Raw genomic sequence first — 24,374 nt, forward strand, 5'->3', positions numbered from 1 at the left:
GCGCCGTGCGGGACGATGTGCCGCAAGGACGCAGTGCGCGATTACTCGAGCACCACCGCCTTCTCGATCACGACGTCCTCGAGCGGCACGTCCTGATGGAAGCCGGCGCTGCCGGTACGCACGCCCTTGATCTTGTCGACCACGTCGGTGCCTTCGACGACCTTGCCGAATACCGCATAGCCGAAGCCCTGCGGCGTCGGCGACGTGAAGTTCAGGAAGTCGTTGTCGACCACGTTGATGAAGAACTGCGCGGTCGCCGAGTGCGGCGCGTTGGTGCGCGCCATCGCGACGGTGTAGCGATCGTTCTTCAGGCCGTTGCCGGCCTCGTTGTCGATCGGGTCGTCGGTGGGCTTCTGCTTCATGCCGGGCTCGAAGCCGCCGCCCTGGATCATGAAGTTCTTGATGACGCGGTGGAAGATCGTGTTGTCGTAGTGGCCCTTGCGGACATAGGACAGGAAGTTCTCCACCGTCTTGGGCGCCTTGTCGGCGTCGAGTTCGATGACGATGGCGCCGTGATTCGTTTGCAGCTGGACCTTGGACATGGCTTTCCTCTGTTACTTGACGATGGTGGCCGATTCGATGACGATCGGCGTGGCTGGCACATTACGCATGGGGCCGTAGGCAGTGGTCGGCGACTTCTTGATGCGATCGACGGTGTCCATGCCTTCGACCACCTTGCCGAACACGGCATAGCCGTTGCCGTCCGGCTGCGGATAGTCGAGACTCGGATTATCTACCACATTGATGAAGAACTGCGCCGTGGCCGAGTTCGGATCGCCGGTGCGGGCCATCGCCACGGTGCCGGCCTTGTTCTTCAGGCCATTCTGCGACTCGAGCGGGATCGGCGCGCGCGTCGGCTTCTGCTTCATGTCGCGATCGAAGCCGCCGCCCTGCACCATGAAGCCGTTGATCACGCGGTGGAAGATCGTGCCGCTGTAGAAGCCGCTGTTCACGTATTCCAGGAAGTTGGCGACCGTCTTGGGCGCAGCTTCGGGATAGACCTCGATGGTGAAGTTGCCGGCGCTGGTGACAAAGCGCACGCGCTCGGCGGCCGAGGCCGCCGGAGCGGAGGCGGAAGCCGGCGCCTGTGCCTGTGCGGCGCCGAAGCTCAGGGTGCCGGCCATCAGCGCGGCCAGCATGGCGCCGAGGGCGCCGCGTCGGGTCAAGGACATGGGAATCTCCAAAGGTTTGGATCAGGGCGATCGGCGGATACCTGCGTTCGATGGATGCGCCATTCCGGCGATCACCCGCATCGATGACGATGGCGCCCGCTCGCTCCGCGTTGCATGGGCCGGCACGCGAGCGGGGCAATGCCGTGGACCCGTCAGTCCAGGTCTTCGCGATCCGGGCCCGGCGGCCTCGGCAGCGGCGGCGGGGCGATCGGTGCCTGGGGCTCGGCCGCCGGCTCGGACGTGCGCGGCTGGGCGGGGGCGGGCGTGTTGGCCGACTTGTTGGCCGGCGCCCTGGTGCCCACCGCGGCCAGACCGGTGCGCGCACGTGCGTCGCCCGGGTTGCGCTTGAGCGCCTCGGCGTAGGAGCGCTCGGCGAGCTTGCGGTAGACGTCGCCCAGATTGGTATAGCCGATCGCAAAGCCGGGCTTGGCTTCGAGCGCGGCCAGCAGTTCGGCCTCGGCGCGCTTCAGGTCGCCCCGGCGCGCATAGATCAGCGCCAGATTGTTGTGCGGCTCGGGCAGTTCGGGATATTCCTGTGCGATCTCGTGGAAGGCCTGCACTGCCTCGTCCTCGCGGCCGGCCTGCGACAGCGCCCAGGCGCGCTCGAATCGTGCCTGCACATTGCGCGGGTTGGCGGCGATCACCTTGTCGAAGCGCTCGATCGCCTCGGCATAGCGGCGCTGCTGCGCGGCCTTTTCGGCGTCCGCCATGCCCGGGTCTCCGGAGGGCTGGAAGCCTTTCGCGCCAGGAGCGCCGCCGCCGGGAAACCCGACGGACTGCGCCAGCGCCGGCGCAGCGGGCAGGGCGCACAGCAGCGCGGCGGCGCTCGCCACGGCGACGGCGCATGCGCGGCGTACGGTGGTGGCGGCGCGGCGGCGCGCAGTGATGATGCCGGGCGTGACGTGGTGCATCGCGTCGGTCGCGACGTTGGACGAAGGCAAGCTCATGTAGGTGCGGTCCTTTATACTTCGCGGCATTCTAGCAAAGCGCGGCATCGACGCCGACGCGCGAAGGCTTCCGGTAAGATATGGCCTCGCCCGGCGACCCGAAGTCGACGCCGCGGCCGTGACGAATCGCCGGGTCGCGTTGTCCGGCAAGTCGACCGATGCGCGATCGGCCAGTCGCACCGGCTCGCGCGGCAGGCGCCACGCATTCTCTTCGAACACCTCGTTTCATGCATCCACTGAACATCTACAACACGCTCGCGCGCGAGAAACAGCCCTTCGTGCCCATCGAACCCGGCAAGGTCCGCATGTATGTCTGCGGCATGACGGTGTACGACTACTGCCACGTCGGGCACGCGCGCGTGATGGTGGTGTTCGACATGGTGCAGCGCTGGCTGCGCGCCGCGGGTTACGAGGTGACCTATGTGCAGAACATCACCGACATCGATGACAAGATCATCCGCCGCGCCGCCGAGAACGGCGAGACCATCGGCGAGCTGACCGAGCGGTTCATCGGCTATATGCACGAGGATGCGGCCGCGCTCGGCATCCAGCGTCCAGACCACGAGCCGCGCGCGACGCAATACGTGCCGCAGATGCTCGACATCATCGGCAAGCTGGAAGCGAAGGGCCTGGCGTATCAGGCCAGCGACGGCGACGTCAATTACGCGGTGCGCAAATTCAACGGCTACGGCAAGCTGTCCGGCAAGTCGCTGGAGGACCTGCGCGCCGGCGAGCGCGTGGCGGCCAACGATGCCAAGCACGACCCGCTCGACTTCGTGTTGTGGAAGTCCGCCAAGGACAGCGAGCCGGCCGAAAGCAAGTGGTCGTCGAAGTGGGGCGTCGGCCGTCCGGGCTGGCATATCGAATGCTCGGCGATGAGCTGCGCGCTGCTCGGCGAGCATTTCGACATCCATGGCGGCGGCGCCGATCTGCAGTTCCCGCACCACGAGAACGAGATCGCGCAATCCGAAGGCGCCAGCGGCAAGCCATTCGTCAACGTGTGGATGCATAACGGCTTCGTGCGCATCAACGACGAGAAGATGTCGAAGTCGCTCGGCAATTTCTTCACGATCCGCGAGGTGCTGAAACAGTACGATGCCGAGGTCGTGCGTTTCTTCATTCTGCGCGCGCACTACCGCAGCCCGCTGAACTACAGCGACGCGCATCTGGACGACGCGCGCCACGGCCTGACCCGCCTGTACACCGCGCTGAAGGACGTGCAGCCCGACACGCAACCGCTCGATTGGGACGAGCCGCATGCGCGCCGCTTCGCCGAGGCGATGGGCGACGACTTCAATACGCCGATCGCGGTCTCGGTACTGTTCGACCTGGCCGGCGAAGTCAACCGCAGCGGTTCGCCCGCGGCGGCACGTCAGCTGAAGGGCCTGGCCGCCACGCTCGGCCTGCTCGGTCGCGATGCGCACGCCTTCCTGCAGGGCGGCGCCGACTCGGCCGGCATCGCGCCGGAACAGATCGAGGAACGCATCGCCGCTCGCAAGCAGGCCAAGGCCGAGCGCAATTTCGCCGAGGCCGACCGCATCCGCGCCGAACTGCTCGAGGCCGGCGTGGTGCTGGAGGACAAGCCGGGCGGCGTGACCGAATGGAGGCGTGCTTGAACGCTGCCGTGCGCAAGACGCCCGGCACGGCCGCCAAGGCCGCCAAGCCGGCGCGGGCCACCGGAGAGCCGGCCATCAAGGCTGCCAAGGCGACCAGCGCGGCCAAGGCCGCCAAGCCGGCCAAGGGCGCCAAGGCGCCCGCCGTCGCCGACGTGGCCGCGCCCAAGGGCCGCGTGGTGACCAAGGCCGACGGCAAGCCGGCGCTGAAGACGGCGCGCGCCGGCAAGACGACGCTGCCCGAGGCCGCGGCGATCCCGCTGCCGGTCGAGACCGTCGAGGGCGCCGTGCGTCCCGCCTATTGGGACGAGGCCTGCGCCGACCTGATGAAGCGCGACCGCATCCTGCGCAAGATGATCCCGACGTACGGGCCGGCCCATCTGATTTCGCGCGGCGACCCCTTCATCACGCTGGCGCGTTCGATCGTCGGGCAGCAGATCTCGGTCAAGGCCGCGCAATCGGTGTGGGACCGGCTGGCGGCCGCCTGTCCGAAGCTGACCCCGGCGCAGCTGCTGCGGGCCGGCGTCGACAAGCTGGCCGCCTGCGGGCTGTCGCGCCGCAAGGCCGAATACATCGTCGACCTGGCCGATCACTTCAAGGCGGGACGCGTCCATGTCGACAAATGGGCCGAGATGGACGACGAGGCGGTGATCGCCGAACTGACGCAGATCCGCGGCATCGGCCGCTGGACCGCCGAGATGTTCCTGATGTTCAACCTGATGCGGCCCAACGTGCTGCCGCTGGACGACATCGGCCTGATCAACGCGATCTCCGCCAACTATTTCAGCGGCGAACCGGTCACGCGCAGCGAGGCCCGCGAAGTGGCAGCGAACTGGGAACCATGGCGCACCGTGGCGACCTGGTACATGTGGCGCAGCCTTGATCCGCTGCCTGTCACTTACTAGTCTGGCTTCGATAACCGGCAGCCGATAGCGGGCGCGAAAGTGCTCCTTTCACCATCTTCAGGCGGCGCGAGCGGCGCATACGAGGCGATTTCAGCGCCCGGCGCGCCGGCAAATTCCGGTAGAATGCGCCCCTTCACAGACAGGTACGTGTGATTCAATGAAAACCACCTTCCTGGATTTCGAACAGCCGATCGCCGAACTCGAGGCAAAAATCGAAGAACTGCGCTTCGTGCAGGACGACTCGGCCGTCGACATTTCCGAAGAGATTTCGCGGCTGGCCGGCAAGAGCCAGCAGCTGACCAAGGACATCTACGCCAACCTGACCCCGTGGCAGGTGGCCCAGATTGCCCGCCATCCCCAGCGCCCCTACACGCTGGACTATGTGCGGGAGATCTTCACCGACTTCCACGAACTGCACGGCGACCGCGCCTTCGCCGACGATCTGTCGATCGTGGGCGGGCTGGCCCGCTTCAACGGCCAGGCGTGCATGGTGATCGGCCACCAGAAGGGCCGGGACACCAAGGAACGCGCGCTGCGCAACTTCGGCATGTCCAAGCCCGAGGGCTATCGCAAGGCCAAGCGGCTGATGGAACTGGCCGACAAGTTCGGCCTGCCGATCTTCACCTTCGTCGACACGCCGGGTGCCTTCCCGGGCATTGACGCCGAGGAGCGCGGCCAGTCGGAGGCGATCGGCCACAACCTGTACGTGATGGCCGGCCTGAAGGTGCCGCTGATCGCCACCATCATCGGTGAAGGCGGTTCGGGCGGCGCGCTGGCGATCGCGGTCGGCGACGTGGTGCAGATGCTGCAATTCGCCACCTACGCGGTGATTTCGCCGGAAGGCTGCGCCTCGATCCTGTGGAAGACCGCCGAGAAGGCGCCCGAGGCCGCCGAGGCGCTGGGCCTGACCGCGCATCGGCTCAAGGCACTGGGCCTGATCGACAAGATCGTCAACGAGCCGCTGGGCGGCGCGCACCGCGATCCGAAGGCCATGGCCGCGATGCTCAAGCGTTCGCTGGCCGAGTCGCTGCGCCAGTTCCAGGGCATCAGCGTCAAGGAACTGCAGGCGCGCCGCCACGAGCGGCTGATGGCCTATGGCAAGTTCAAGGAAACCGGCGCCCAGGGCTGAGGCTGATCCCGCCGCGCCCGATTTGCGCGACCCGACCGCCACGCTGACCGACAAGGTCGCACAGGCCCTGCAGGCCGGTGCGGCCTTTGTCGTTTCCGGGGCCGGCCAACCCGGCCAGCATGGTGCGAAGGCGGTGGCGGTGGCCCTGTCGGGCGGCCGCGATTCGGTGGCGCTGCTGCATGCCACGCGCGCCGCGCTCGCCGCCACCCGTGTTGGCGAGGCCGAACCTGTGCCGCTGCTGGCGCTGCATGTCCACCACGGCCTGCAGGCCCAGGCCGACGAATGGGACCGCTTCTGCGCCGGGCTGTGCCAGGACTGGGGCGTCGAATACCGCGCCGCCCGGGTCACGGTCGTCCCCGCGCACGGGGAGGGGCTCGAGGCCGCCGCCCGCCGTGCCCGGTACCAGGCGCTGACCGAGCTCTGCGAGCAGCACAACGTCAGCTGGCTGCTGTTCGGCCACCATCTGGACGACCAGGTCGAGACCGTGCTGATGCGGCTGTTCCGCGGCAGCGGCGTGCATGGCCTGGCCGGCATGCCGGCGCTGCGGCGCCTGGCCGAGCATCGCGACATCGCGCTGCTGCGGCCCTGGCTCGAGATCGAACGGCGCGACATCGAGGCTTATTGCTTGGCGCATGGCCTGCGCTGGATCGACGATCCGTCCAACGACGACACTCGCTTCGCCCGCAACGCGCTGCGCCAGCAGTTGCCCGGCTTGCTCGCCGCCTTCCCGGCGCTGCGCGCCAACGTTGCCCAGGCCGCGGCGCATCTGGCCGAAGCGGCCCACGCGCTCGATGCGCTGGCCGCGCGGCAACTGGCGGCGCTGGCGCATCCCGGGCGCGATGCCGCCACGCTTGCCGAACTCGATCTCGACGGACTGGGCGCCTTGCCGGCCGCGCAAGGCGACGCGGTGCTGCGGCTGTGGCTGCGCGACCTCGGCGTGCGCGCGCCCTCGGTGGCCCGGCTGGCGGCGATGCGGGCGCAATTGATCGAGCATCGCGGCGGCGAGCCGGCGCTGCCCCATGACGGCCTGGTGCTGCGGCGTTTTCGATCCCGTGTGCTGGCCTGCATGCCGCCGGGCGAGCCGCCCACGGAGGCGGTTGCGCTGCAGTGGGCCGGGCAGGGCACCCTGCCGGTTCCCGCCTGGCGCGGCGAGCTGCGCTTTACGCGCGACGACACCTTCGGCGTGCCCGAGGCCGTGCTGCGGCAGCCGCTGACGCTGGGGCCGCGCAGCGGCGGCGAGCGTATCGTGCTGCGGCCGGGCGGCCCGGCCCGCGCGCTGAAGCAGGCCTATCAGGAGGCCGCCGTGCCGGCCTGGCGCCGTCCGTATCTGCCGCTGCTGCGGGCAGGGGAGCAGATCGTGTTCGCCGCCGGGCTCGGCATGCATCGCCGCTGGCTCGACGCCGCGCCGGCCCCACGCTGGCGCGTCGAATGGCACGCCTGGGGTCCGCAACCCGGACCGTTGCCTTGACCGCAGCGATCGGCGCGTGGCGTGGGCGTCGCGGCCGCGCCCGCCCCGCCGGCTACCGCACGGGACGTCGCTGCCGCAAGGCTTGACAAGGCCAAACGGCCGCTATTCCGCCTTGCCGGGCGCCGGTGCTTGGTGTATTTTCAGTGGTTTTGCACAATCGCTGGCGTCGACAAGAAGATGGCTCTCATCGTTCACAAATACGGCGGCACTTCGATGGGTTCCACGGAACGCATCAAGAATGTCGCCAAGCGCGTGGCCAAGTGGCACCGCGCCGGTCACCGCGTAGTCGTGGTGCCTTCGGCCATGTCGGGCGAGACCAATCGCCTGCTGGGACTCGCCAAGGAGATTTCGCCGCAGCCGGATCCGCGCGAGCTCGACATGCTGGCCTCGACCGGCGAACAGGCCAGCGTTGCGCTGCTGGCCATCGCGCTGCACGGCGAGGGCATCGACGCGATCAGCTATACCGGCTGGCAAGTCCCGGTCAAGACCGACTCGGCATACACCAAGGCACGCATCGAATCGATCGACGATGAGCGCATCCTGGGCGATCTCGACGCGGGCCGCGTCGTGATCGTCACCGGTTTCCAGGGCATCGACGCATTGGGCAATATCACCACGCTGGGCCGCGGCGGCTCCGATACCTCGGCCGTCGCCATCGCCGCCGCGATCGAGGCCGACGAGTGCCTGATCTATACGGACGTGGACGGGGTCTACACCACCGACCCGCGCGTGGTCGAAGACGCGCGCCGGCTGGACCGCATCACCTTCGAGGAAATGCTGGAAATGGCCAGCCTCGGTTCCAAGGTGCTGCAGATCCGCTCGGTGGAATTCGCCGGCAAATACCGCGTCAAGACGCGCGTGCTGTCGTCGCTGACCGATCCCCTGATGCCGCTCGAGCAGGAAATGCATTCGGGCACGCTGATTACTTTTGAGGAAGACCCTGACATGGAAGCAGCCGTCATCTCCGGCATCGCCTTTGCCCGTGACGAAGCCAAGATCACCGTTCTCGGCGTGCCCGACAAGCCCGGCATCGCCTACCAGATCCTCGGTCCGATCGCCGACGCCAATATCGACGTCGACATGATCATCCAGAACCAGTCCGTCGAGGGCAAGACCGACTTCACCTTCACCGTGCCGCGCGCCGACTATCAGCGCGCGCTGGGCATCCTCAACGACGGCGTCAAGGCGCATATCGGCGCGGGCAGCGTGTCGGGCGATCCCAAGGTGTCGAAGGTGTCGGTGGTCGGCGTGGGCATGCGCTCGCATGTCGGCATCGCCAGCAAGATGTTCCGCACGCTGTCGGAAGAGGGCATCAATATCCAGATGATCTCGACCTCGGAAATCAAGATCTCGGTGCTGATCGACGAGAAGTACATGGAACTGGCGGTCCGCGCGCTGCACAAGGCGTTCGAATTGGAACAGGCCTGATTTCCGGCGCGTTCGCGCGCCGGCCCTGGCGAGAGAGAGCAAGTGCGGTGTCATCGATTCGTCGTTGACCAATTGCCGCACCCTCGCTAGAATACGCGCTTCGTTGTGCGGCCTCCCTCGCACAACGCAAGTTTGGGAGACGTGGCCGAGAGGTCGAAGGCACTCCCCTGCTAAGGGAGCATCCGGGCCAAAACCTGGATCGAGGGTTCGAATCCCTCCGTCTCCGCCAGTACATCGGTACATGGCGGCGGAACCCCGGAAGATCGCGGTCTTCCGGGGTTTTGTTTTTTGTGGCCCTCGATGTCGTCGGCATCGCGGCGATGCCGACCGCTGCAATCGCTGCAATCGCGGTGCTGCTGACGTCTACCGTGCCTGCGACAACGAAGCCTGGCCGCGTTGGCGCGGTTGTGGGGGCCAGGCGCGCGCGGGCGCGTTCGCATCGCGCGAGGCTGGTTCCGCATCGGCATCGGCATCCGCATTCGTTGCCGCCAGCTGCACCGTCCGCACGGGCACGCCAAACTCCACGCCCAGCTTGCCCAGCTCCGTCACCATCGCCAGATTGATCGACTGCTGGATATCCATGTATAGGTTGTAGTCCGGATCGGTGACGAAGTAGACCACCTCGAACTCCAGCGCGCTTTCGCCGAAGCCCTTGAAATGCGCGCGATCGAAGCGGGTTCTGCCTGCCGCGACGACGGCCGACTTGACGATCTCGGGGATGCGCCGCAGCGTCTCCGGCGGCGTCTGGTATGTCACGCGGAAATTGAACTGGATGCGGCGTTCCGCCATGCGCTTGTAGTTGTGGATCGTCGTCTTCAGCAGCTCGGTATTGCTGCAGACGATCTGCTCGCCGCTCAGCGCGCGCAGCCGCGTGGTCTTCAGGCCGATGCGCTCGACGCTGCCGGCGATGTCGCCGAACACGATGAAATCGCCGTTCTCGAAGGGCTTGTCCAGACCGATGGCCAGCGACGCGAACAGGTCGCTGAGGATGTTCTGCACGGCCAGCGCCACCGCCACGCCGCCGACGCCGAGGCTGGCGACGAAGGCCGTGATATTGACGCCCATGTTCGCCAGCACCGCGAGCAGCAGCACCGACCACAGCATCACGCGCATGCCCCACGCCATCACCGTGGTGAACACCGGATTGTGGGCCGTCGGCCCGGTGCCGGTCAGCCGGTCATACGTCCATAGCGTCACGGCATGATTGATCCAGATGGCGATCTGCAGTCCGATCAGCAGGAACCACAGATGGCCGATGCGGCTGGCCCATTTCGGCGGCAGGTCGAGGAAGTCGACGGCGATCAGCAGCGCGGCCAGCAGCAGCACGAAGCGCGACGTATGCCGCAGCATGTCCGCCATGCGGTCGATGATCACCGGCCTTGTCCGGGCCGCAAGCCGGTCCAGGCGGGCGCAGGTGAAACGCAGCAGCGTGATCAGCACCAGATAGCTGACGACGGCTGCGATGCCGGCATGCAGCCAGTTCAGGGCCGGGATGCCCAGGAAGACGTTCAGATCGAGCCATGCCTTCATGCCTTACCTCCTGTGCCGGGACGGACGCATGGGGTAGGGGCTTGCAGGATTGATGCCACTGCGCGCAAGGCATCGGCACGTCAAGCCACACCGGGCGTGCAATGGGTCTTTATCAACGGATCGCGGCAAGAGCCTTTCCAACGCAGTGACTCGCGCATCGGGATGGCCGCAGGCATTCGACCTTCGAAAATTCAAACGAGGGCAATGCTGACATGGTGCTCATGGCTGGCCGGCCGCGCCGATGGAATCCCCTACAATCGGGTCACGCTATCCAACACAATCGGCGACGGGCATGCGGCATGCAGAGCGGCCTGCCAATGCGCCAGATCCAGGGAGACTGCCACGATGTTCACCCCGTGTCCCACCGAACGTAGCCGCGTCATTGCCGACCGCGTCGAGCGCTTTGTCCGCGATATCGTCGTCCCCTATGAAGCCGATCCCCGCTGCACGGCGCACGGGCCGACCAGCGAACTGATCGACGAGATGCGCGCGAAAGCCCGCGCCGCGGGCGTGATGACGCCGCATATCCTGCCCGACGGCTCGCATCTGACGCAGCGGGAGACCGCGGCCGTGCTCAAGCGCTCGGGGCTGTCGCCGCTGGGCCCGGTGGCCGTCAACACGATGGCGCCGGACGAGGGCAATATGTTCCTGCTCGGCAAGGTCGGCACGCCGGCGCAGAAGCAGCGCTTTCTCGAGCCGCTGGTACGCGGCGAGGCCCGCTCCGCCTTCTTCATGACCGAGCCTGCCGAGGAGGGCGGGGCCGGTTCGGATCCTTCGATGCTGCAGACCACGGCGACGCAGGACGGCGGCGACTGGGTCATCCGCGGCCGCAAGAAATTCATCACCGGCGCCGAAGGGGCGCAGGTCGGCATCGTGATGGCGCGCACCGGCGATGGCGAACATGCGCAGGCGACGATGTTCCTGGTGGACCTGCCGCATCCGGCCGTCCGCATCGAGCGCGTGATCGACACCATCGACAGCTCGATGCCCGGCGGCCATGCGCAGATCCTGCTCGACGACCTGCGCGTGCCGGCCGACCAGGTGCTCGGCGAGGTCAACGAGGGCTTCCGTTATGCGCAGGTGCGCCTGTCGCCGGCGCGGCTGTCGCACTGCATGCGCTGGTTTGGCGGCACGGTCCGGGCCGACGAGATCGCGCGCGCGTATGCCACCACGCGCAAGGCCTTCGGCAAGCTGCTGATCGACCATGAGGGCGTGGGCTTCATGCTTGCGGAGAACCTGATCGATCTGCAGCAGGCCGCGCTGATGATCGACTGGTGCGCCGGCGTGCTCGACGGCGGCGCGGCCGGCACGGTGGAGAGTTCGATGGCGAAGGTCGCGGTGTCGGAGGCGCTGTACCGCGTGGCCGACCGCTGCGTGCAGATCATGGGCGGCCTGGGCGTGTCGCGCGACACCATCGTCGAGCAGATCCTGCGCGAGGTGCGGGCCTTCCGCATCTATGACGGTCCCACCGAGGTCCACAAGTGGTCGCTCGCGAAGAAGATCAAGCGCGAGACGCTGGCCGGCACGCAAGCAAGCTGAACCGCGCGATATGTCGTCGCGTCCCTCACCGGTCCAGCGCGCCCTCGCCGTGCTGCGCGCGCTGTCCGATCCCGAAGTGCGCCGCATGAGCGATGTCGCGCGCGCGACCGGGCTCGATCCCGCCACCGCGTCGCGCATGCTGGACCTGCTGGTGCGGGAGGGCTTTGCCACGCGCGACCCGATGCGCCGCTACGGCATCGGCCCGGAGGTCTTCCAGTTGGCCGATGTCGCGCAGCGCCGGGCCGAGTTGCGCAAGCTGGCGCGTCCGGCCTTGCAGCGGCTGGTCGAGGCATTCGGCGATACCGCCGTGCTGACCGAGGCCAGCCGCGGCGAGGCGGTCTGTTCGGACGTAGAGCCGGGCACGTTCACGTTCAGCGCGAACTACGTCTCGGTCGGCACGCGCCGGCCGCTCGGCGTGGGAGCGGGCAGCCTGGCCGTGCTGGCCTGGCTGCCGCCGCCAGAACGCGCGCGGCGCTTGCAGCAGACCTCGCGCAAGCTGGCCAACTATCCGCGGCTCGATGCCGCCGTCATCGCCGCCGAGATCGAGGCGGCCCGCTCGCGCAGGCACGTGATGTTTCTCGACTGGGTGGTCGAGGGCATGGGAGGCATCGCGGTGCCGATTCTCGACGAGCAGGGGTGGCCGATCGGCGCGCTCAGCGTCGCGGCGCAGACGGTACGGTTGCGCGCCCGCGAAGCGGTTCTGGCACGCCGGCTGAAGGCGGAGGCCAGCCATATCGCCAGCGCATGGACCGGCTCGGCGTTGTCGCCGCAGGGGGACCCGGGTCGCGTGACAGCGCGCGGGACAGCGGTTCGCCTATCGCGCCGGCCCACGCAGCAGCGGCGCTAGTGCGTCCGGAATCTCGATCTCGAAACGCAGCACCACGCTGGCCAGCGCCTTGCCATAGTTGTCGATCGCCAGGCTGCGCGACACGCCGCCGCCGAGCGCGCCCTCGGCGACGAAATTGAGTACCTGCAGTCCATCGACTTCATGGCGTGTCACTTCGCCCGTGATCAGCGTGCCGTAGCACGACCTGAATGCCGCCGCCGTCAGTTGCGACTTGATATGGGGATAGAACTCGGGCGCGTAGGCGATCACGGCCGTGTTCGAGGTATTGCCCTTGTCGCCGGAGCGGCTATGGGCCAGACGCCGCAGGGGGACGCGCATGGTCTTCCTCACAGATAGTGGATCTCGGAGCGGATCGCCGCGCGCGGCACCAGCGCGGACCAGACGCCGATGATCTCGCGGGTGCGGTCCTGATGCGGCACGCGCTTGCCGGTCGATGCCAGCCCGCAGACGGCCATGCTGTCGATCTCGCGCCCGACCTTGGCGGCTTCCTCGCGTGTGCGCGTGCGCGCCGCCACGCGTACCGCGATCTCGTTCGGCTCGCACGCGGGTTCCGGCGACGCGGCGCCATGCACGGCGTTGACGCCGAGAAAGTCGATGCGCAACTCGTCGGCCTGCAGTTTCGCGATGGCGAAGCGCTCCTCGAGGATGCGCCTGGCCAGCTTCGCCTTCTCCAGGCAGCCCGGTCCCGCGTAGAAGAACATGTCCTCGCCGATATGGCCCTCGGTGCAGCCGAGCGACACCTTCAGCGTGTCGGTGGCCGGCAGCCCGCTGACACCGCTGACGCGCACGCGGTCGGGCCCGACCTGTTCCAGCACCGCGGTCGAGAAGTCGACGATGACGTCCGGTGTGATATAGCGGCGCGGATCGTGGACCTCGTAGAACATCTGCTCCTTGACGGTCTGCAGATCGATGCGGCCGCCGCTGCCGTCGACCTTGGCGATCACCGCGCTGCCGTCGACCTCGACCTCCGCGATCGGGAAGGCCAGATTCCATGGTTCGGGCACGTCCTTGTAGCCCGGATCGCCGAAGTAGCCGCCGGTCACCTGCGCGCCGCATTCGAGCAGATGGCCGATGGCGCTGCCGCGCGCGAGACGCGTCACGTCGTCGGGGGACCAGCCGAAATGCGCGATCATCGGCGCGAGGAACAGCGACGGGTCGGCGACGCGACCGGTGATCACGATCTGCGCGCCCGCGCGCAAGGCCTCGACGATCGGCGCGGCACCCTCGTACGGCTCGGCGCTGATCAGCGTGCCGCGCAGCGACGACACCGGCGCGCCGCTCTCCAGCAGCGTCAGGTCGAGATCGCAGATGCTGCCGGTCAGGTCGGTGGTCGTGATCGCCGCGATCCTGACGCCGGGCAGCCCCAGCTCCTCGCACAGCTCGGCCACGCGCCTGGCGGCACCGAGCGGATGGATCCATCCCTGATTGCTGACGATGCGCGTGCCATTGGCGATGCAGTGCGGCAGCACCGCGCGCATGCGCTCATCGAGATAGGTGTCGTAGCCGGCGAAGGCCGGGTCGCGCCGCTTGCGGACCTGCGCGGCCGAGACCGTGGCCTCGGCCATCGTTTCGAAGCAGAGATAGTCGAGCTTGCCGAGGCGCGCCGAGCGTTCTGCGGGTTCGACGCGATCGCCCCACCAGCCCGATCCCGAGCCGATGCGAAGGGTGCTGCTGCGAGTCATGGTGTCCGTCATGCCTGGGTCCTTCTTTGCTGCGGTACGTGTCGTGCGTGCCATACGAGCCGCACGTGCACGACGTGCGGTACGTGCAGTACGTGGTGCAGTACGTGCGGTACGCGCGGTACGTCCGATACGTGCAGCACGCTCATTGCGCCTTGATCCCCGCGCTGCGGATCACGCGCGCCCACTTGTCGGTATCCGCCTTGATCTGCGCCGCGAACGCCGCGGAGCCTTCGCCGCCGGGCTCGGCGCCGAGTTCCTGGATGCGCTTGCGCACGTCCGGCATCGCCAGCACCTTGTCGACGGCCTGCTGCAGCTGGCGCACGCGCTCGGGCGGCGTGCCTGCTGGTGCCAGCAGCCCGAACCAGGAATTGACTTCGTAGTCCGGCAACCCCGACTCGCGCACCGTCGGCACCGACGGCAGCACCGAGGCGCGCTTGGCGCCGGTGACGGCCAGCGCCTTGATCTTGCCGCCCTGGATCTGCGCCAGCGCAGAGGGCAGGTTGTCGAACATCAGGTTGACCTGACCGGCCAGCAGGTCCGTCATCGCGGGCGCCGCGCCCTTGTACGGCACATGCTGCATCCTGACGCCGGCCATCATGCTCAGCAGCTCGCCCGACAGATGCGGCGAGCCGCCGGTGCTGGTCGACGCGTAGTTGATCTTGCCGGGCTCGCGCCTGGCGAGCGCGATCAGCTCGCCGATGGAGTTGGCCGGCAACGTGCTGTTGACCAGCAGCACATTGGGCGAATTGGCGACCAGCGTCACCGGCGCGAAGTCCTTCGCGCTGTCATACGGCATGCGCGGATAGATGAACTGGTTGGTGACCTGCGTGCCGAGCGTGCCCATCACGAGCGTGTAGCCGTCGGCGGCGCTGCGCGCGGCCGCCTCCGCGCCGATGTTGCCGCCCGCACCGGGGCGGTTCTCGACCACCATCGGCTGGCCCAGCGTCTCGCCGGCCTTCTGCGCGACGAGCCGCGCCAGGATGTCCGTGGTGCCGCCCGGCGTGAACGGCACGATCAGGCGAATGGGCCGGCTGGGGAAGGCCTCGGCCGCGATGGCCGACATCGCGGGAACGGCCGCGCCGCACAGCACCGCCATCGCGGCGAGCAGGGCGCGCCGCGCACGGGAATGACGCTTCATCGGTTTGTCTCCTCGGCGCCAAGGCGCACGCTGGTTTCGTCAATGGAAACTCTGTGCGGCACAGGGTAGGGCGGCGCCGAAAGCAGCGTCAAACGAAGCGATCAGATTTTCATTGGATGAAAATTCTGGTGTGGGGGAGCTGGGTTCCGTCGCGCTACACCTTGCATCGGCGCCAGGCGCGTTCGGCATCCAGGTACGTTCAGCGCGCCGTCGCCGCCATCAGCGACATCCCACCCACCAGCACGAGACTCAACGCCCAGGCGGCGTCCGTATTGAGCCAGCTGCGCGATACCAGCGCGAGGCCGACGTGGCGATAGGCGACCCATGCCATCGCGCCGCCGCCGGCGATCATCGCCGCGGTGTGGACCAGCGCGACGAGCACGGCCATGCCGGCGTTGCCGAAGGCGAGCAAGGCAGCGGGCTGATGGCCCGTGTCGGCCGCGGTGCCGCAGAGGCCGAGATAGAGCGGCACCAGCATCAGCCCCGCCCCATGGGCCAGCGCGATCGCGAAGGACCACAGCGCCAGCCGCGACGGCGGGATGCGGGCGAGCGCGCGCGCATGGCGCCGCCGCACCAGCAGCGCGATGCCATAGCCGATCACGAGGGCGGCGGCGACGAAGCGGATCTCGCGCTGCCATGCCGCCAGCGAGGCGAGCAGGCCGAACGGGAGGGTCAGGGCCATCACCGCGCCGGCATGGCCGAGGCCCAGATAGCCGAGCGCGGCGAACACGGCGTCGTCACGCCGCGCCATCAGGCCGTTCGACACGGCCAGCGGCCAGCCCATCGCGGGGCTCAGGCCGTGATACAGGCCGCTGACCATCACGCCGGTCCACAGGCCGGCCTGTTCCCACGTCATCGCGGTCCGACGGACGGATAGCAGAACGAATCGGTCGAGCAGTCGCCGCCTTCGAGGCGGATCTGATGGGCGCGGTAGCCCGCGGGGAGGTCGACCCAGAAGTCGTCGGCCAGCGTCAGGCCGCCGTCAGGATCGGCATGCGCCATCACCTGGGCCGCCGGCACGCCGTCGGGATAGAACTGGTCGTCCCAGCTCGAATAGAGCGAATTGGACCAGTAGACGCGGCGGCCGTCGCGGCTGATCTCGACCATCTGCGGTCCCGCGGCGAACGGCTTGCCGTTCGGATGCGGCGTGCGGCGCGCGATGCCACCCAGATGGACGGAACCCGTCAGCCGTGGCTTGCGCGGGTCGGTGACGTCGTACTGGCGCATCTCTCCGGTGCCCCAGCACGACACGTAGAGAAAGCGGTCGTCGAGCGACAGGTCGATGTCGGTCACCAGCGGCGGCACGGCGCCGAACGGCTGCAGCATCGGCGGCAACAAGTCGGCGGCGGCCGGTTCGGCCGGAATTGTCGCGGTCTTCTCGACGTGGAATTGCCTGTCCTCGCGCCACCACGTCCAGATCGATCCTTCGAGATTGGTGGTGTCGACCACCACGCCGACGAAGCCGTATTCGCGCACCGGGTCGTGGGCAGGGCGCACTTCGAGCGCCATCTGATGCTGCGCGCCGAGGTCGATGGTCTGCACGTTGCGCCGCGCGCGCAGGTCCCAGAAGTGCAGGCGATGGCCATAGCGGTTGGACAGCAGGTCCTCGGGCACCAGGCCGTTCTCGAACTGCGGCGGCAGCGCCCATTCGCTCGATACCATGTAATCGCGCGGCAGGTTCCACCAGAAGTCGTAGTGCTTGTCCTGCGGGCCGCGGTCGATCTCCCAGCGGCCCAGCACGTCGAAGGTCTCGCAGTCCATGATGAAGATGCCGGGCGCGCCGTCGGTGCCATCCTTGCCGGCGCCGCCGAGCGTGCTGACATAGATGCCCTCGGGGCCGCAATGCACGGTGTGCGGCCGCGAATACCCGGTCTTGCGGAAGATCTCGTCGGGCTCGATCACGCGGTGGATCGCCGCCTGGGTCGGATGCGGCTTCGTGTCGACGATATAGATCCGCGACGAGCGCATGCCGGGGATGATCAGGAAGCGCCGTTCCAGAAACGCATGCCCGGTCAGCGGAGACAGCGCGGAGGAGCAGGCATTCCAGCCGAAGTGGTGCAGTTCGTCGCCGCGATGGGTCATCGGCACCGTATGCACGACCTGGCTGTAGGCCGGCGAGCCCGGTTTGACGTCGATGACGGCCAGCGCATCGGGCTGGGAGCCATCGGGGCTCAGCATCACCGTGTAGGCGTACTCCTCGGCCGGCGCTTGCATCGCCAGCGCCGGTGAAGCGTGGAATGTGGGATCTGGCCGCAGGCTCATGGAAGGCCCCTCCTGGCACGGATATGCCGCGCGAACCTATCTACACTAGGTCGCGACGAAAGGGGCGTCAACGAAACCGGGGCCTGGCGCTACGACGGATTTCGCATGAGCTTATGCGCGCTTGCCGCCGCCGCGCCTTACACCACCTTGCCCGGATTCATCAGCCCGAGCGGGTCCAGCGCCTGCTTGATGGCCCGCATCATCGCCAGTTCGACCTCGCTCTTGTAGCGCCGATTCTCCTCGCGCTTGAGCTGGCCCAGGCCATGCTCGGCGGAAATCGAGCCGCCATGCGCATGCACGCTGTCGTGCACGATGCGATTGATGGCATCCTGATGCGCGAGGAAGGCGTCGTGGTCCTGTCCCGCCGGGGGCGACACGTTGTAGTGCAGGTTGCCGTCGCCCAGATGGCCGAAGGTGACCATGCGCACGCCGGGGAAGGCGGCCTGCAGCTGCGCGTCGGTGCTGGCAATGAAGTCGCCGATGCGCGAGATCGGCACCGCGATGTCGTGCTTGATGTTCTTGCCTTCCTCGACCTGCGCGAGCGGGATGTGCTCGCGCAGATTCCAGAAATCGCGCGACTGCTGCACCGATTCGGCGACCACCGCGTCGGCGACGATGCCGGCGTCGAAGGCCGCCTCCATCAGCGTTTCGAAGGTCGCGCGCGCATGCTCGGCGCTTTCGCTGTCGGACAGCTCGAGCAGCACCACCTGCGGATGCAGCCGGTCGAACGGGTAGCGCAGTTGCGGATAGTGCCGCGTCACCAGTTCCAGGCACATCGCCGACATCAGCTCGAAGCCGGTCAGCATCGCGCCGGCGTGGCTCTGCGCCAGCGCGAGCAGCGCCAGCGCGGCCCGCGGGTCCTCCACGGCGGCCAGCGCGGTCACGCGTGCGCGGGGCGCGGGGTACAGCTTCATCACCGCCGCGGTGATCACGCCGAGCGTGCCTTCCGCACCGATGAACAGGTCGCGCAGGTCGTAGCCCGTGTTGTCCTTGCGCAGGCCGCGCAGGCCGTTCCAGATGTCGCCGCTGGCCGTCACCACTTCCAGGCCGAGGCACAGCTCGCGCGTATTGCCATAGCGCAGCACGCCGGTGCCGCCGGCATTGGTGGCCAGATTGCCGCCAATCGTGCAGCTGCCTTCCGCGGCCAGGCTCAGCGGAAACAGCCGCTCGTGCTCGGCGGCGGCCTGCTGGACCTGCTGCAGGATCGCGCCGGCCTCGACCGTGATCGTGTTGTTCAGCGGATCGACCTGGCGGATGCGGTTCAGGCGCTTGAGCGACAGCACCACCGAGGGCTGCGCGGTGTCCGGCGTCGCGCCGCCGCACAGCCCGGTGTTGCCGCCCTGCGGCACGATCGCGATCTGGTGCGCGTGGCAGCCGCGCACCGCGGCGGCCACTTCCTCGGTGGTGCCCGGCAGCAGCACCGCCAGCGCATCGCCGGTATAGCGGCGGCGCCAGTCGGTCAGGTAGGCCGCCTTGTCCTCGGCTTCGGTCAGCACGTGCGTCGGCCCCAGCGCGGCGCGGCACAGCGACAGGAAGGAGTGGAGGCGGGCGTCGGTCGGGGCTTGCGTCATGGCGTTGGCGTTCGGATCGGGAAGACGTCGAAGGGAAATGGCGCGGCGCTTCAGCGCCGCGTCGGCGTGGAGGCCGCGGCGTCGGCCTCGGCCTTGTCGTGCACGCGAGCCTGCGCACGCGCACGGCGCTTGTACGGGCGCAGATAGAAGATGGTCGCGAAGAAGAACAGCACGGTCAGGGCCACCTCGCACCATGCCAGCCACGACGACGGCGCGCGGTCGCTGGTGGCGCGCACGACCCCTTCGGTGAAATACAGCAGGATCAGCATCGACGACCACTGCATCGTGTAGCGGTTGCGCGTCAGCATGCCGCGCAGCGGCAGCAGCAGCGGCACGAACTTGACGATCAGCCACGAACCGCCCGGCCGCAGCGGGGCCAGGAACCACTCCCAGGCGATCGACAGCGCAATCAGCGCGAGCAGGCTGGCCAGGCTCAGGCGGTACAGCAGCGGGCTGTGCAGCGCCGCGTCGCCGCGCGGGTCGGCCGCGTTCATCGCGCGGCTCCATTGGCGGAGGCAGGGCCGGCAAGCCGCAGCGCGGTCTGCGCCAGCCGCTTGCCCATCGCGACGGCCAGCGCCGACTCGTCTTCGCTGACCGGCCGGCTGTTGTCGCCCAGCGCGTGATGGCTCGGACCATATGGCGTGCCGCCGCCCACGGTCGTCATCAGCCCGCGCTCGCTGTAGGGCAGCCCCATCACCAGCATGCCGTGATGCAGCAGCGGCAGCATCATCGACAGCAGCGTGGTTTCCTGGCCGCCATGCAGGCTGCCGGTCGACGTGAACACGCAGGCCGGCTTGCCCGTCAGCGTGCCCGACAGCCATTCGGCGATGGTGCCGTCGAGGAAGTACTTCATCGGCGCGGCCATGTTGCCGAAGCGGGTCGGGCTGCCGAGCGCGAGGCCGATGCACTCGTGCAGGTCGCGCAGTTCGACATAGGGCGGGCCGTCGCCGGGGATGTCCGGCGCGGTAGCCTCGCATACCGTCGAGACCGGCGGGACCGTGCGCAGCCGCGCGTGGGCGCCGGGCACGCTGTCGATGCCGGTGGCGATCAGCTCGGCGAGCTTGCGGGTGCTGCCGTGACGGCTGTAGTAGAGGACCAGGATGTCGGACATGAGGGCAGGAGGGCAGGCGGAAACGGGAAGGGCATTGCATTGCGCGGCAACGCATCCCATGCAGGGCAACCGGCGTATTATAGTGGCGGGCTCGGCGCCCGCCGCCCTGGAGTTTGCCCCGCATGTCCCATCCGAGTCTTCTGTCCCGCAGCACCAACCGTCTCGCGCGGCTGCGCCGCGAATGGAACTGGCAGAAGCTGCGTGCGCTGCTGCGCTATGCCACGCGGCGCGCCGGCGAGGACCGCCTGCCGCAGGTTGCCGCCAGCCTGACTTTCACGACCGTGCTGTCGGTGGTGCCGGTGCTGACGGTCGCGTTCGCGCTGCTCGCCGCCTTTCCGATGTTCGCGAACTTCCGCAGCGCGATCGAAGGCTTCCTGTTCCAGAATCTGATTCCCGGCAATCTGACCGATTCGATCACCGGCTATCTGGGACAATTCGCGCGCAACGCCAAGGGCCTGACCGCGGTCGGCCTGGTCGGCCTGATGGTCACCGCGGTGCTGACGATGCTGACGGTCGAGGACGCGCTCAATGCGATCTGGCGGGTCAAGCAGAAGCGGCGCTTCGCGCAGCGCGTGCTGGTGTTCTGGGCGGTGCTGACGTGCGGCCCGGTGCTGATCGGCGGCAGCCTGTCGATCAGCTCGTACCTGATCTCGATCTCCGCCGGCTATGTCGGCACGATGCCGTTTGGCGTCGGCTTTGCGGTCAGCCTCGCTCCGGTGTTGCTGTCGGCGATCGCCTTCGCCTTGCTCTATACGGCGGTGCCCAATGCCTATGTCGAATGGCGCGATGCCATTCTGGCAGGCTTGGTGGCGGCGCTCGCCTTCGAGCTGTCGAAGCGCGGGTTCGGCTATTTCGTCACGCGTTTCCCGACCTATACCGCGGTCTACGGCGCCTTTGCCGCACTGCCGATCTTCCTGCTGTGGATCTACCTGAGCTGGCTGGTGACGCTGCTGGGCGCCACCATCGCGGCCAACCTGCCGGTGGTGCGGCAGGGCTACTGGCGCCGCCGCACCTTTGCCGGCAGCGAGTTCTACGATGCGCTGGGCGTGCTGTACGTGCTGTACCGCGCGCGCGAGCAGCCACCGCGCAGCGTCGGCGAGCTCGACCTGGGCCGCAAGCTGCGGGTCGAGGCCGATTATCTGGCGGTGCTGCTGGGCAAGCTCAATGCGATGCATCTGGTCGGCAAGCTGCAGCACCATCGCGGCCAGGCACACTGGGCGCTGCTGTGCGACCCGGCGCGCGTGCCGCTGCGGCTGCTGCACGACCGGCTGGTGCTGAATCTGCCGCGGTTGCCGCGCACCGCGGTGGCACAGCTGCTCCATGGCGCCGACGCGTTGCGCGGCGTGCTGGAGAACCCGATGCTCGACAAGACGCTGCAGGAAATCTTCGACACGGGTGCGATGTCGCCGCAGACGCCGCAGACACCGGCCCCCGAGGGGCAGCGCCGCACGCTCGAGGTGGTCCCGCCCGGCTGGCACGGGCAGGTCTGAGGGGGGATATCGCGCCGTTCCCGGGGACGCGGAAACCCAGCGTCTTTTCAAGCCACTGGGTCCCCGCTTTCGCGGGGATGACGGTATGCGCGATTAACCGCCGCTCACCATCACGCGCCGCGCAAAGCCCGCCAGCGCGTCCAGCACCTCGTCCGGCCTCTCTCCCATGATTGCGTGGCCGCAGGGCACTTCGACCACGCTGGCGCGCGGCATCGTCGCCGCCAGCGCGCGGGCCGAGCGCGCCGGCGTCATCATGTCCTTGCTGCCGATCACGACCAGCGCCGGACACTGCAGGCCCGCCGCGGCGCGCTCGCCGTTGGCGTAGGCGTTGCAGGCGGCAAAGTCGGTATGGAACACCTGGCCCTGCGGATTGCGGCGGCCGACCCGTTCCATCAGCCGCTGACCGACGCCATGCATCCAGAAGCCCGGACCGGGCGCCGACGGCTTGTTGGCCAGGCTCGAATGCGACCACGCATTGACCATCGCGATCGCCTCGTGCTCGCGGTTCTGCGCGGCATCGAGCAGCGCGTCGGAGACCTTCATCGGATAGGCGGTCGCCAGCATGCCGATCGCGCGCACCGTATCGGCATGGCGCGCCGCGCATTCGAGCGCGATCAGCGAGCCCATGCTGTGGCCGAACACCAGTGCGGGCGCCTCGACGCCGGCCGCCCGCAGCAGCGCGGCAATCCAGTCGGCCATCTGCTCGACCGTGGCCAGCGGCGGCCCTTCGCTGCGGTTGTGGCCGGGCAGGTCCACGGCCAGCACCGAATAGCCGTGATGCGCGAACCAGCGTGTCTGCAGGCCCCAGACGCTGTGGTCGTTCTGCGCGCCATGGACGAACACGGCGCAGGGCAGGGCGGGATCGAAGGGTTTGCCGCCGGTATAGGCGTAGGCCCGCTGGCCATCGACGTTCAGATACATCAGGCGTTCCCTCCGTTGGTCTTGTTGCCGGCAGTGCCGCTGCCACCGCTGCTGCCTTTCTCCATCGACTTCTGCGCCGCCTTCAGCCCGCGCTTCAGGTCGTCGATCAGGTCGTCCGGATCTTCCAGGCCGATCGACAGCCGGATCGTGCCCTCGGCGATGCCGGCCGAGCGCAGCGCCGCGGCATCCATGCGGAAGTGCGTGGTCGAGGCGGGATGGATCACCAGCGAGCGCGCGTCGCCGACATTGGCCAGATGCGAGAACAGCGTCAGGCTTTCGATGAAGCGCTGGCCCGCGGCGCGGTCCCCCTTCAGGTTGAAGCTGAATACCGCGCCGCAGCCGCGCGGCAGCAGCCGTTTGGCGATGGCATGGTCCGGGTGCGATTCGAGCTCGGGATAGGCCACCGACTCGACCATCGGGTGCGAGACCAGGAACTGCACCACCCGGCGCGCATTGTCGACATGGCGCGCCATCCGCAGCGGCAGCGTCTCGATCCCCTGCAGCAGCTGCCACGCGGCCATCGGATTCATGCAGGCGCCGAAGTCGCGCAGACCCTCGCGGCGCGCGCGCAGCAGGAAGGGCGCGACGGTGCTCTCCTCGGTGAACACCATGTTGTGGAAGCCGGCATACGGTTCCGACAGCTCGGGAAAAAGCCCGGATGCCTCGAAATCGAAATTGCCGCCTTCTGCCAGCACGCCGCCGATGGTGGTGCCATGGCCGCCGAGGAACTTGGTCGCCGAGTGGTAGAGCAGCGCCGCGCCATGCGCGAACGGCTGCAGCAGATACGGCGTGGTGAAGGTCGAGTCGACCAGCAGCGGAATGCCATGCTCGTCGCCCAGCTGCGCCAGCGTCGGAATGTCGAGCACGTCCAGGCCCGGGTTGCCCAGCGTCTCGCCGAACAGCAGCCGCGTCTCCGGCCGGATCGCCGCGCGCCAGGCGTCGATATCGCGCGCCTGCACGAAGGTGGTTTCGATGCCGAAACGGCGCAGCGTGTAGTGCAGCAGATTGTGCGAGCCGCCATAGAGCGCGGCCGACGCGACGATATGCGAGCCGGCGCCCATCAGCGTCGCGATCGCCAGATGCAGCGCGGCCTGGCCCGAGGCCGTGGCGATCGCGCCGACGCCGTTCTCGAGCGCGGCGACGCGCTCCTCGAACACGGCCACGGTCGGATTCGAGATGCGGGAATACACATGGCCGGCCCGTTCCATATTGAACAGCGAGGCCGCGTGTTCGCTGTCGCGGAACACGAACGAGGTGGTCAGGTGGATCGGCGTGGCGCGTGCCCCGGTGGCGGGATCGGGCGCGGCGCCGGCGTGCAGCGCGAGGGTATCGAAACGGGTATCGGACATGGTCTCTTTCGTGTCTCCTTGTATCGTGGTTCCAGCGAAGCCGTCTGACAGCGGCCGGTACCGACACGCTCGCGCGGGGCGAACGTCCGGCGGCATGCGGATGTGCCGGCCTGCATCGTAGCACTGGCCGCCGGCGGGGGCCGCGCGGGGCCGAAGGGCTCCGGCTTTACTTGGGCGCCCGCTTTCGGCTAGCATCGGCCACATCTATCGCGGATGGCGCGCAAAGCCTGCGCAGCCACGCGGTTCGGGCCTGATCGGGCGGGGCCATGCCC

Annotated in this window: 22 protein-coding genes and 1 tRNA gene; 9 read left to right on the top strand and 14 right to left on the bottom strand. The window is 68.2% G+C overall.

Going from position 1 to position 24,374, the window contains the following annotated elements; genetic code table 11:
• Positions 1-41 precede the first annotated feature (41 nt).
• The 3 genes from FOB47_RS15600 to FOB47_RS15610 all read right to left on the bottom strand — a co-directional run bounded on the left by FOB47_RS15600 (position 42) and on the right by FOB47_RS15610 (position 2,119).
• The gene (locus tag FOB47_RS15600) at positions 42-542 is read right to left on the bottom strand and encodes a peptidylprolyl isomerase (protein WP_023264649.1); all 501 of its coding nucleotides are present in this window, start codon (positions 540-542) and stop codon (positions 42-44) included.
• Positions 543-554: 12 nt separating this feature from the next.
• Entirely contained in the window at positions 555-1,172 is a 618-nt protein-coding gene (locus FOB47_RS15605) for a peptidylprolyl isomerase (RefSeq protein ID WP_053821542.1), read from the bottom strand.
• Positions 1,173-1,324: 152 nt separating this feature from the next.
• The gene (locus FOB47_RS15610) at positions 1,325-2,119 is read right to left on the bottom strand and encodes a tetratricopeptide repeat protein (RefSeq protein WP_244959435.1); all 795 of its coding nucleotides are present in this window, start codon (positions 2,117-2,119) and stop codon (positions 1,325-1,327) included.
• Between the two features lie 227 nt (positions 2,120-2,346).
• On the opposite strand from FOB47_RS15610, the gene cysS reads away from it, so the two are divergent.
• The 6 genes from cysS to FOB47_RS15640 all read left to right on the top strand — a co-directional run bounded on the left by cysS (position 2,347) and on the right by FOB47_RS15640 (position 8,891).
• Positions 2,347-3,735 carry a cysteine--tRNA ligase gene (cysS, locus tag FOB47_RS15615; protein ID WP_174781488.1) on the top strand — a complete coding sequence of 463 codons (1,389 nt, stop codon included), beginning with the start codon at positions 2,347-2,349 and terminating at the stop codon, positions 3,733-3,735.
• On the top strand, positions 3,720-4,637 hold the full coding sequence (locus tag FOB47_RS15620) for a DNA-3-methyladenine glycosylase family protein (RefSeq protein WP_151023302.1): 918 nt from the start codon (positions 3,720-3,722) through the stop codon (positions 4,635-4,637). The genes cysS and FOB47_RS15620 overlap by 16 nt, the downstream gene beginning before the upstream one ends.
• Positions 4,638-4,794: 157 nt before the next feature.
• Positions 4,795-5,766 (top strand): acetyl-CoA carboxylase carboxyltransferase subunit alpha, encoded by a 972-nt coding sequence (locus FOB47_RS15625; protein WP_023264370.1) that lies wholly within the window; start codon positions 4,795-4,797, stop codon positions 5,764-5,766.
• Positions 5,732-7,234, top strand: coding sequence for a tRNA lysidine(34) synthetase TilS (gene tilS / locus FOB47_RS15630; RefSeq protein ID WP_174781489.1), 1,503 nt, complete (start codon positions 5,732-5,734; stop codon positions 7,232-7,234). The genes FOB47_RS15625 and tilS overlap by 35 nt, the downstream gene beginning before the upstream one ends.
• A gap of 177 nt (positions 7,235-7,411) precedes the next feature.
• Entirely contained in the window at positions 7,412-8,662 is a 1,251-nt protein-coding gene (locus tag FOB47_RS15635; protein WP_053821546.1) for an aspartate kinase, read from the top strand.
• A 135-nt stretch (positions 8,663-8,797) separates the two neighbouring features.
• A tRNA-Ser gene (locus tag FOB47_RS15640) sits at positions 8,798-8,891 on the top strand.
• Between the two features lie 134 nt (positions 8,892-9,025).
• Here the strand turns inward: FOB47_RS15640 and FOB47_RS15645 are convergent.
• On the bottom strand, positions 9,026-10,192 hold the full coding sequence (locus tag FOB47_RS15645) for a mechanosensitive ion channel family protein (protein WP_174781490.1): 1,167 nt from the start codon (positions 10,190-10,192) through the stop codon (positions 9,026-9,028).
• Positions 10,193-10,537: 345 nt separating this feature from the next.
• Here FOB47_RS15645 and FOB47_RS15650 point away from each other — a divergent pair, with 345 nt between their 5' ends.
• The gene (locus FOB47_RS15650) at positions 10,538-11,731 is read left to right on the top strand and encodes an acyl-CoA dehydrogenase family protein (RefSeq protein WP_174781491.1); all 1,194 of its coding nucleotides are present in this window, start codon (positions 10,538-10,540) and stop codon (positions 11,729-11,731) included.
• 10 nt (positions 11,732-11,741) lie between these two features.
• Complete coding sequence (locus FOB47_RS15655) at positions 11,742-12,578, top strand: IclR family transcriptional regulator (protein ID WP_053821549.1); 837 nt, start codon at positions 11,742-11,744, stop codon at positions 12,576-12,578.
• Here FOB47_RS15655 and FOB47_RS15660 read toward each other — a convergent pair.
• The 8 genes from FOB47_RS15660 to wrbA all read right to left on the bottom strand — a co-directional run bounded on the left by FOB47_RS15660 (position 12,546) and on the right by wrbA (position 20,342).
• Entirely contained in the window at positions 12,546-12,896 is a 351-nt protein-coding gene (locus tag FOB47_RS15660) for an AtuA-related protein (protein ID WP_082371426.1), read from the bottom strand. The genes FOB47_RS15655 and FOB47_RS15660 overlap by 33 nt on opposite strands.
• 8 nt (positions 12,897-12,904) lie before the next feature.
• Complete coding sequence (locus tag FOB47_RS15665; RefSeq protein ID WP_174782452.1) at positions 12,905-14,260, bottom strand: acyclic terpene utilization AtuA family protein; 1,356 nt, start codon at positions 14,258-14,260, stop codon at positions 12,905-12,907.
• 142 nt (positions 14,261-14,402) lie between these two features.
• On the bottom strand, positions 14,403-15,398 hold the full coding sequence (locus FOB47_RS15670; protein ID WP_174781492.1) for a Bug family tripartite tricarboxylate transporter substrate binding protein: 996 nt from the start codon (positions 15,396-15,398) through the stop codon (positions 14,403-14,405).
• 199 nt (positions 15,399-15,597) lie between these two features.
• The gene (locus FOB47_RS15675) at positions 15,598-16,254 is read right to left on the bottom strand and encodes a hypothetical protein (protein WP_174781493.1); all 657 of its coding nucleotides are present in this window, start codon (positions 16,252-16,254) and stop codon (positions 15,598-15,600) included.
• Complete coding sequence (locus FOB47_RS15680) at positions 16,251-17,660, bottom strand: selenium-binding family protein (protein ID WP_174781494.1); 1,410 nt, start codon at positions 17,658-17,660, stop codon at positions 16,251-16,253. Before FOB47_RS15680 ends, FOB47_RS15675 begins: the two co-directional genes overlap by 4 nt.
• Before the next feature lie 137 nt (positions 17,661-17,797).
• On the bottom strand, positions 17,798-19,231 hold the full coding sequence (locus tag FOB47_RS15685; RefSeq protein WP_174781495.1) for an FAD-binding oxidoreductase: 1,434 nt from the start codon (positions 19,229-19,231) through the stop codon (positions 17,798-17,800).
• Positions 19,232-19,281: 50 nt separating this feature from the next.
• Positions 19,282-19,725, bottom strand: coding sequence for a DUF2069 domain-containing protein (locus FOB47_RS15690; protein WP_174781496.1), 444 nt, complete (start codon positions 19,723-19,725; stop codon positions 19,282-19,284).
• A complete protein-coding gene (gene wrbA, locus FOB47_RS15695; protein WP_174781497.1) occupies positions 19,722-20,342 on the bottom strand; it encodes an NAD(P)H:quinone oxidoreductase in 621 nt (206 codons plus the stop codon). The genes FOB47_RS15690 and wrbA overlap by 4 nt, the downstream gene beginning before the upstream one ends.
• Before the next feature lie 122 nt (positions 20,343-20,464).
• Between wrbA and FOB47_RS15700 the strand changes: the two genes are divergently transcribed.
• Complete coding sequence (locus FOB47_RS15700; protein WP_053821557.1) at positions 20,465-21,832, top strand: YihY family inner membrane protein; 1,368 nt, start codon at positions 20,465-20,467, stop codon at positions 21,830-21,832.
• A gap of 93 nt (positions 21,833-21,925) precedes the next feature.
• Here the strand turns inward: FOB47_RS15700 and FOB47_RS15705 are convergent, their stop codons facing one another.
• Complete coding sequence (locus tag FOB47_RS15705; RefSeq protein WP_053821558.1) at positions 21,926-22,753, bottom strand: alpha/beta fold hydrolase; 828 nt, start codon at positions 22,751-22,753, stop codon at positions 21,926-21,928.
• On the bottom strand, positions 22,753-24,102 hold the full coding sequence (locus FOB47_RS15710) for an O-acetylhomoserine aminocarboxypropyltransferase (RefSeq protein ID WP_053821559.1): 1,350 nt from the start codon (positions 24,100-24,102) through the stop codon (positions 22,753-22,755). The genes FOB47_RS15705 and FOB47_RS15710 overlap by 1 nt, the downstream gene beginning before the upstream one ends.
• Between the last annotated feature and the right edge of the window lie 272 nt (positions 24,103-24,374).

It is taken from the genome of Cupriavidus gilardii (assembly GCF_013347325.1).
Lineage (GTDB): Bacteria > Pseudomonadota > Gammaproteobacteria > Burkholderiales > Burkholderiaceae > Cupriavidus > Cupriavidus gilardii.

What these genes read in the sequence shown, in the direction of transcription:
- FOB47_RS15600 (WP_023264649.1), bottom strand. Translation starts at nt 542, where the DNA reads ATGTCCAAGGTCCAGCTGCAAACGAATCACGGCGCCATCGTCATCGAA.
- FOB47_RS15605 (WP_053821542.1), bottom strand. Translation starts at nt 1,172, where the DNA reads ATGTCCTTGACCCGACGCGGCGCCCTCGGCGCCATGCTGGCCGCGCTG.
- FOB47_RS15610 (WP_244959435.1), bottom strand. Translation starts at nt 2,119, where the DNA reads ATGAGCTTGCCTTCGTCCAACGTCGCGACCGACGCGATGCACCACGTC.
- cysS (WP_174781488.1), top strand. Translation starts at nt 2,347, where the DNA reads ATGCATCCACTGAACATCTACAACACGCTCGCGCGCGAGAAACAGCCC.
- FOB47_RS15620 (WP_151023302.1), top strand. Translation starts at nt 3,720, where the DNA reads ATGGAGGCGTGCTTGAACGCTGCCGTGCGCAAGACGCCCGGCACGGCC.
- FOB47_RS15625 (WP_023264370.1), top strand. Translation starts at nt 4,795, where the DNA reads ATGAAAACCACCTTCCTGGATTTCGAACAGCCGATCGCCGAACTCGAG.
- tilS (WP_174781489.1), top strand. Translation starts at nt 5,732, where the DNA reads ATGGCAAGTTCAAGGAAACCGGCGCCCAGGGCTGAGGCTGATCCCGCC.
- FOB47_RS15635 (WP_053821546.1), top strand. Translation starts at nt 7,412, where the DNA reads ATGGCTCTCATCGTTCACAAATACGGCGGCACTTCGATGGGTTCCACG.
- FOB47_RS15645 (WP_174781490.1), bottom strand. Translation starts at nt 10,192, where the DNA reads ATGAAGGCATGGCTCGATCTGAACGTCTTCCTGGGCATCCCGGCCCTG.
- FOB47_RS15650 (WP_174781491.1), top strand. Translation starts at nt 10,538, where the DNA reads ATGTTCACCCCGTGTCCCACCGAACGTAGCCGCGTCATTGCCGACCGC.
- FOB47_RS15655 (WP_053821549.1), top strand. Translation starts at nt 11,742, where the DNA reads ATGTCGTCGCGTCCCTCACCGGTCCAGCGCGCCCTCGCCGTGCTGCGC.
- FOB47_RS15660 (WP_082371426.1), bottom strand. Translation starts at nt 12,896, where the DNA reads ATGCGCGTCCCCCTGCGGCGTCTGGCCCATAGCCGCTCCGGCGACAAG.
- FOB47_RS15665 (WP_174782452.1), bottom strand. Translation starts at nt 14,260, where the DNA reads ATGACTCGCAGCAGCACCCTTCGCATCGGCTCGGGATCGGGCTGGTGG.
- FOB47_RS15670 (WP_174781492.1), bottom strand. Translation starts at nt 15,398, where the DNA reads ATGAAGCGTCATTCCCGTGCGCGGCGCGCCCTGCTCGCCGCGATGGCG.
- FOB47_RS15675 (WP_174781493.1), bottom strand. Translation starts at nt 16,254, where the DNA reads ATGACGTGGGAACAGGCCGGCCTGTGGACCGGCGTGATGGTCAGCGGC.
- FOB47_RS15680 (WP_174781494.1), bottom strand. Translation starts at nt 17,660, where the DNA reads ATGAGCCTGCGGCCAGATCCCACATTCCACGCTTCACCGGCGCTGGCG.
- FOB47_RS15685 (WP_174781495.1), bottom strand. Translation starts at nt 19,231, where the DNA reads ATGACGCAAGCCCCGACCGACGCCCGCCTCCACTCCTTCCTGTCGCTG.
- FOB47_RS15690 (WP_174781496.1), bottom strand. Translation starts at nt 19,725, where the DNA reads ATGAACGCGGCCGACCCGCGCGGCGACGCGGCGCTGCACAGCCCGCTG.
- wrbA (WP_174781497.1), bottom strand. Translation starts at nt 20,342, where the DNA reads ATGTCCGACATCCTGGTCCTCTACTACAGCCGTCACGGCAGCACCCGC.
- FOB47_RS15700 (WP_053821557.1), top strand. Translation starts at nt 20,465, where the DNA reads ATGTCCCATCCGAGTCTTCTGTCCCGCAGCACCAACCGTCTCGCGCGG.
- FOB47_RS15705 (WP_053821558.1), bottom strand. Translation starts at nt 22,753, where the DNA reads ATGTATCTGAACGTCGATGGCCAGCGGGCCTACGCCTATACCGGCGGC.
- FOB47_RS15710 (WP_053821559.1), bottom strand. Translation starts at nt 24,102, where the DNA reads ATGTCCGATACCCGTTTCGATACCCTCGCGCTGCACGCCGGCGCCGCG.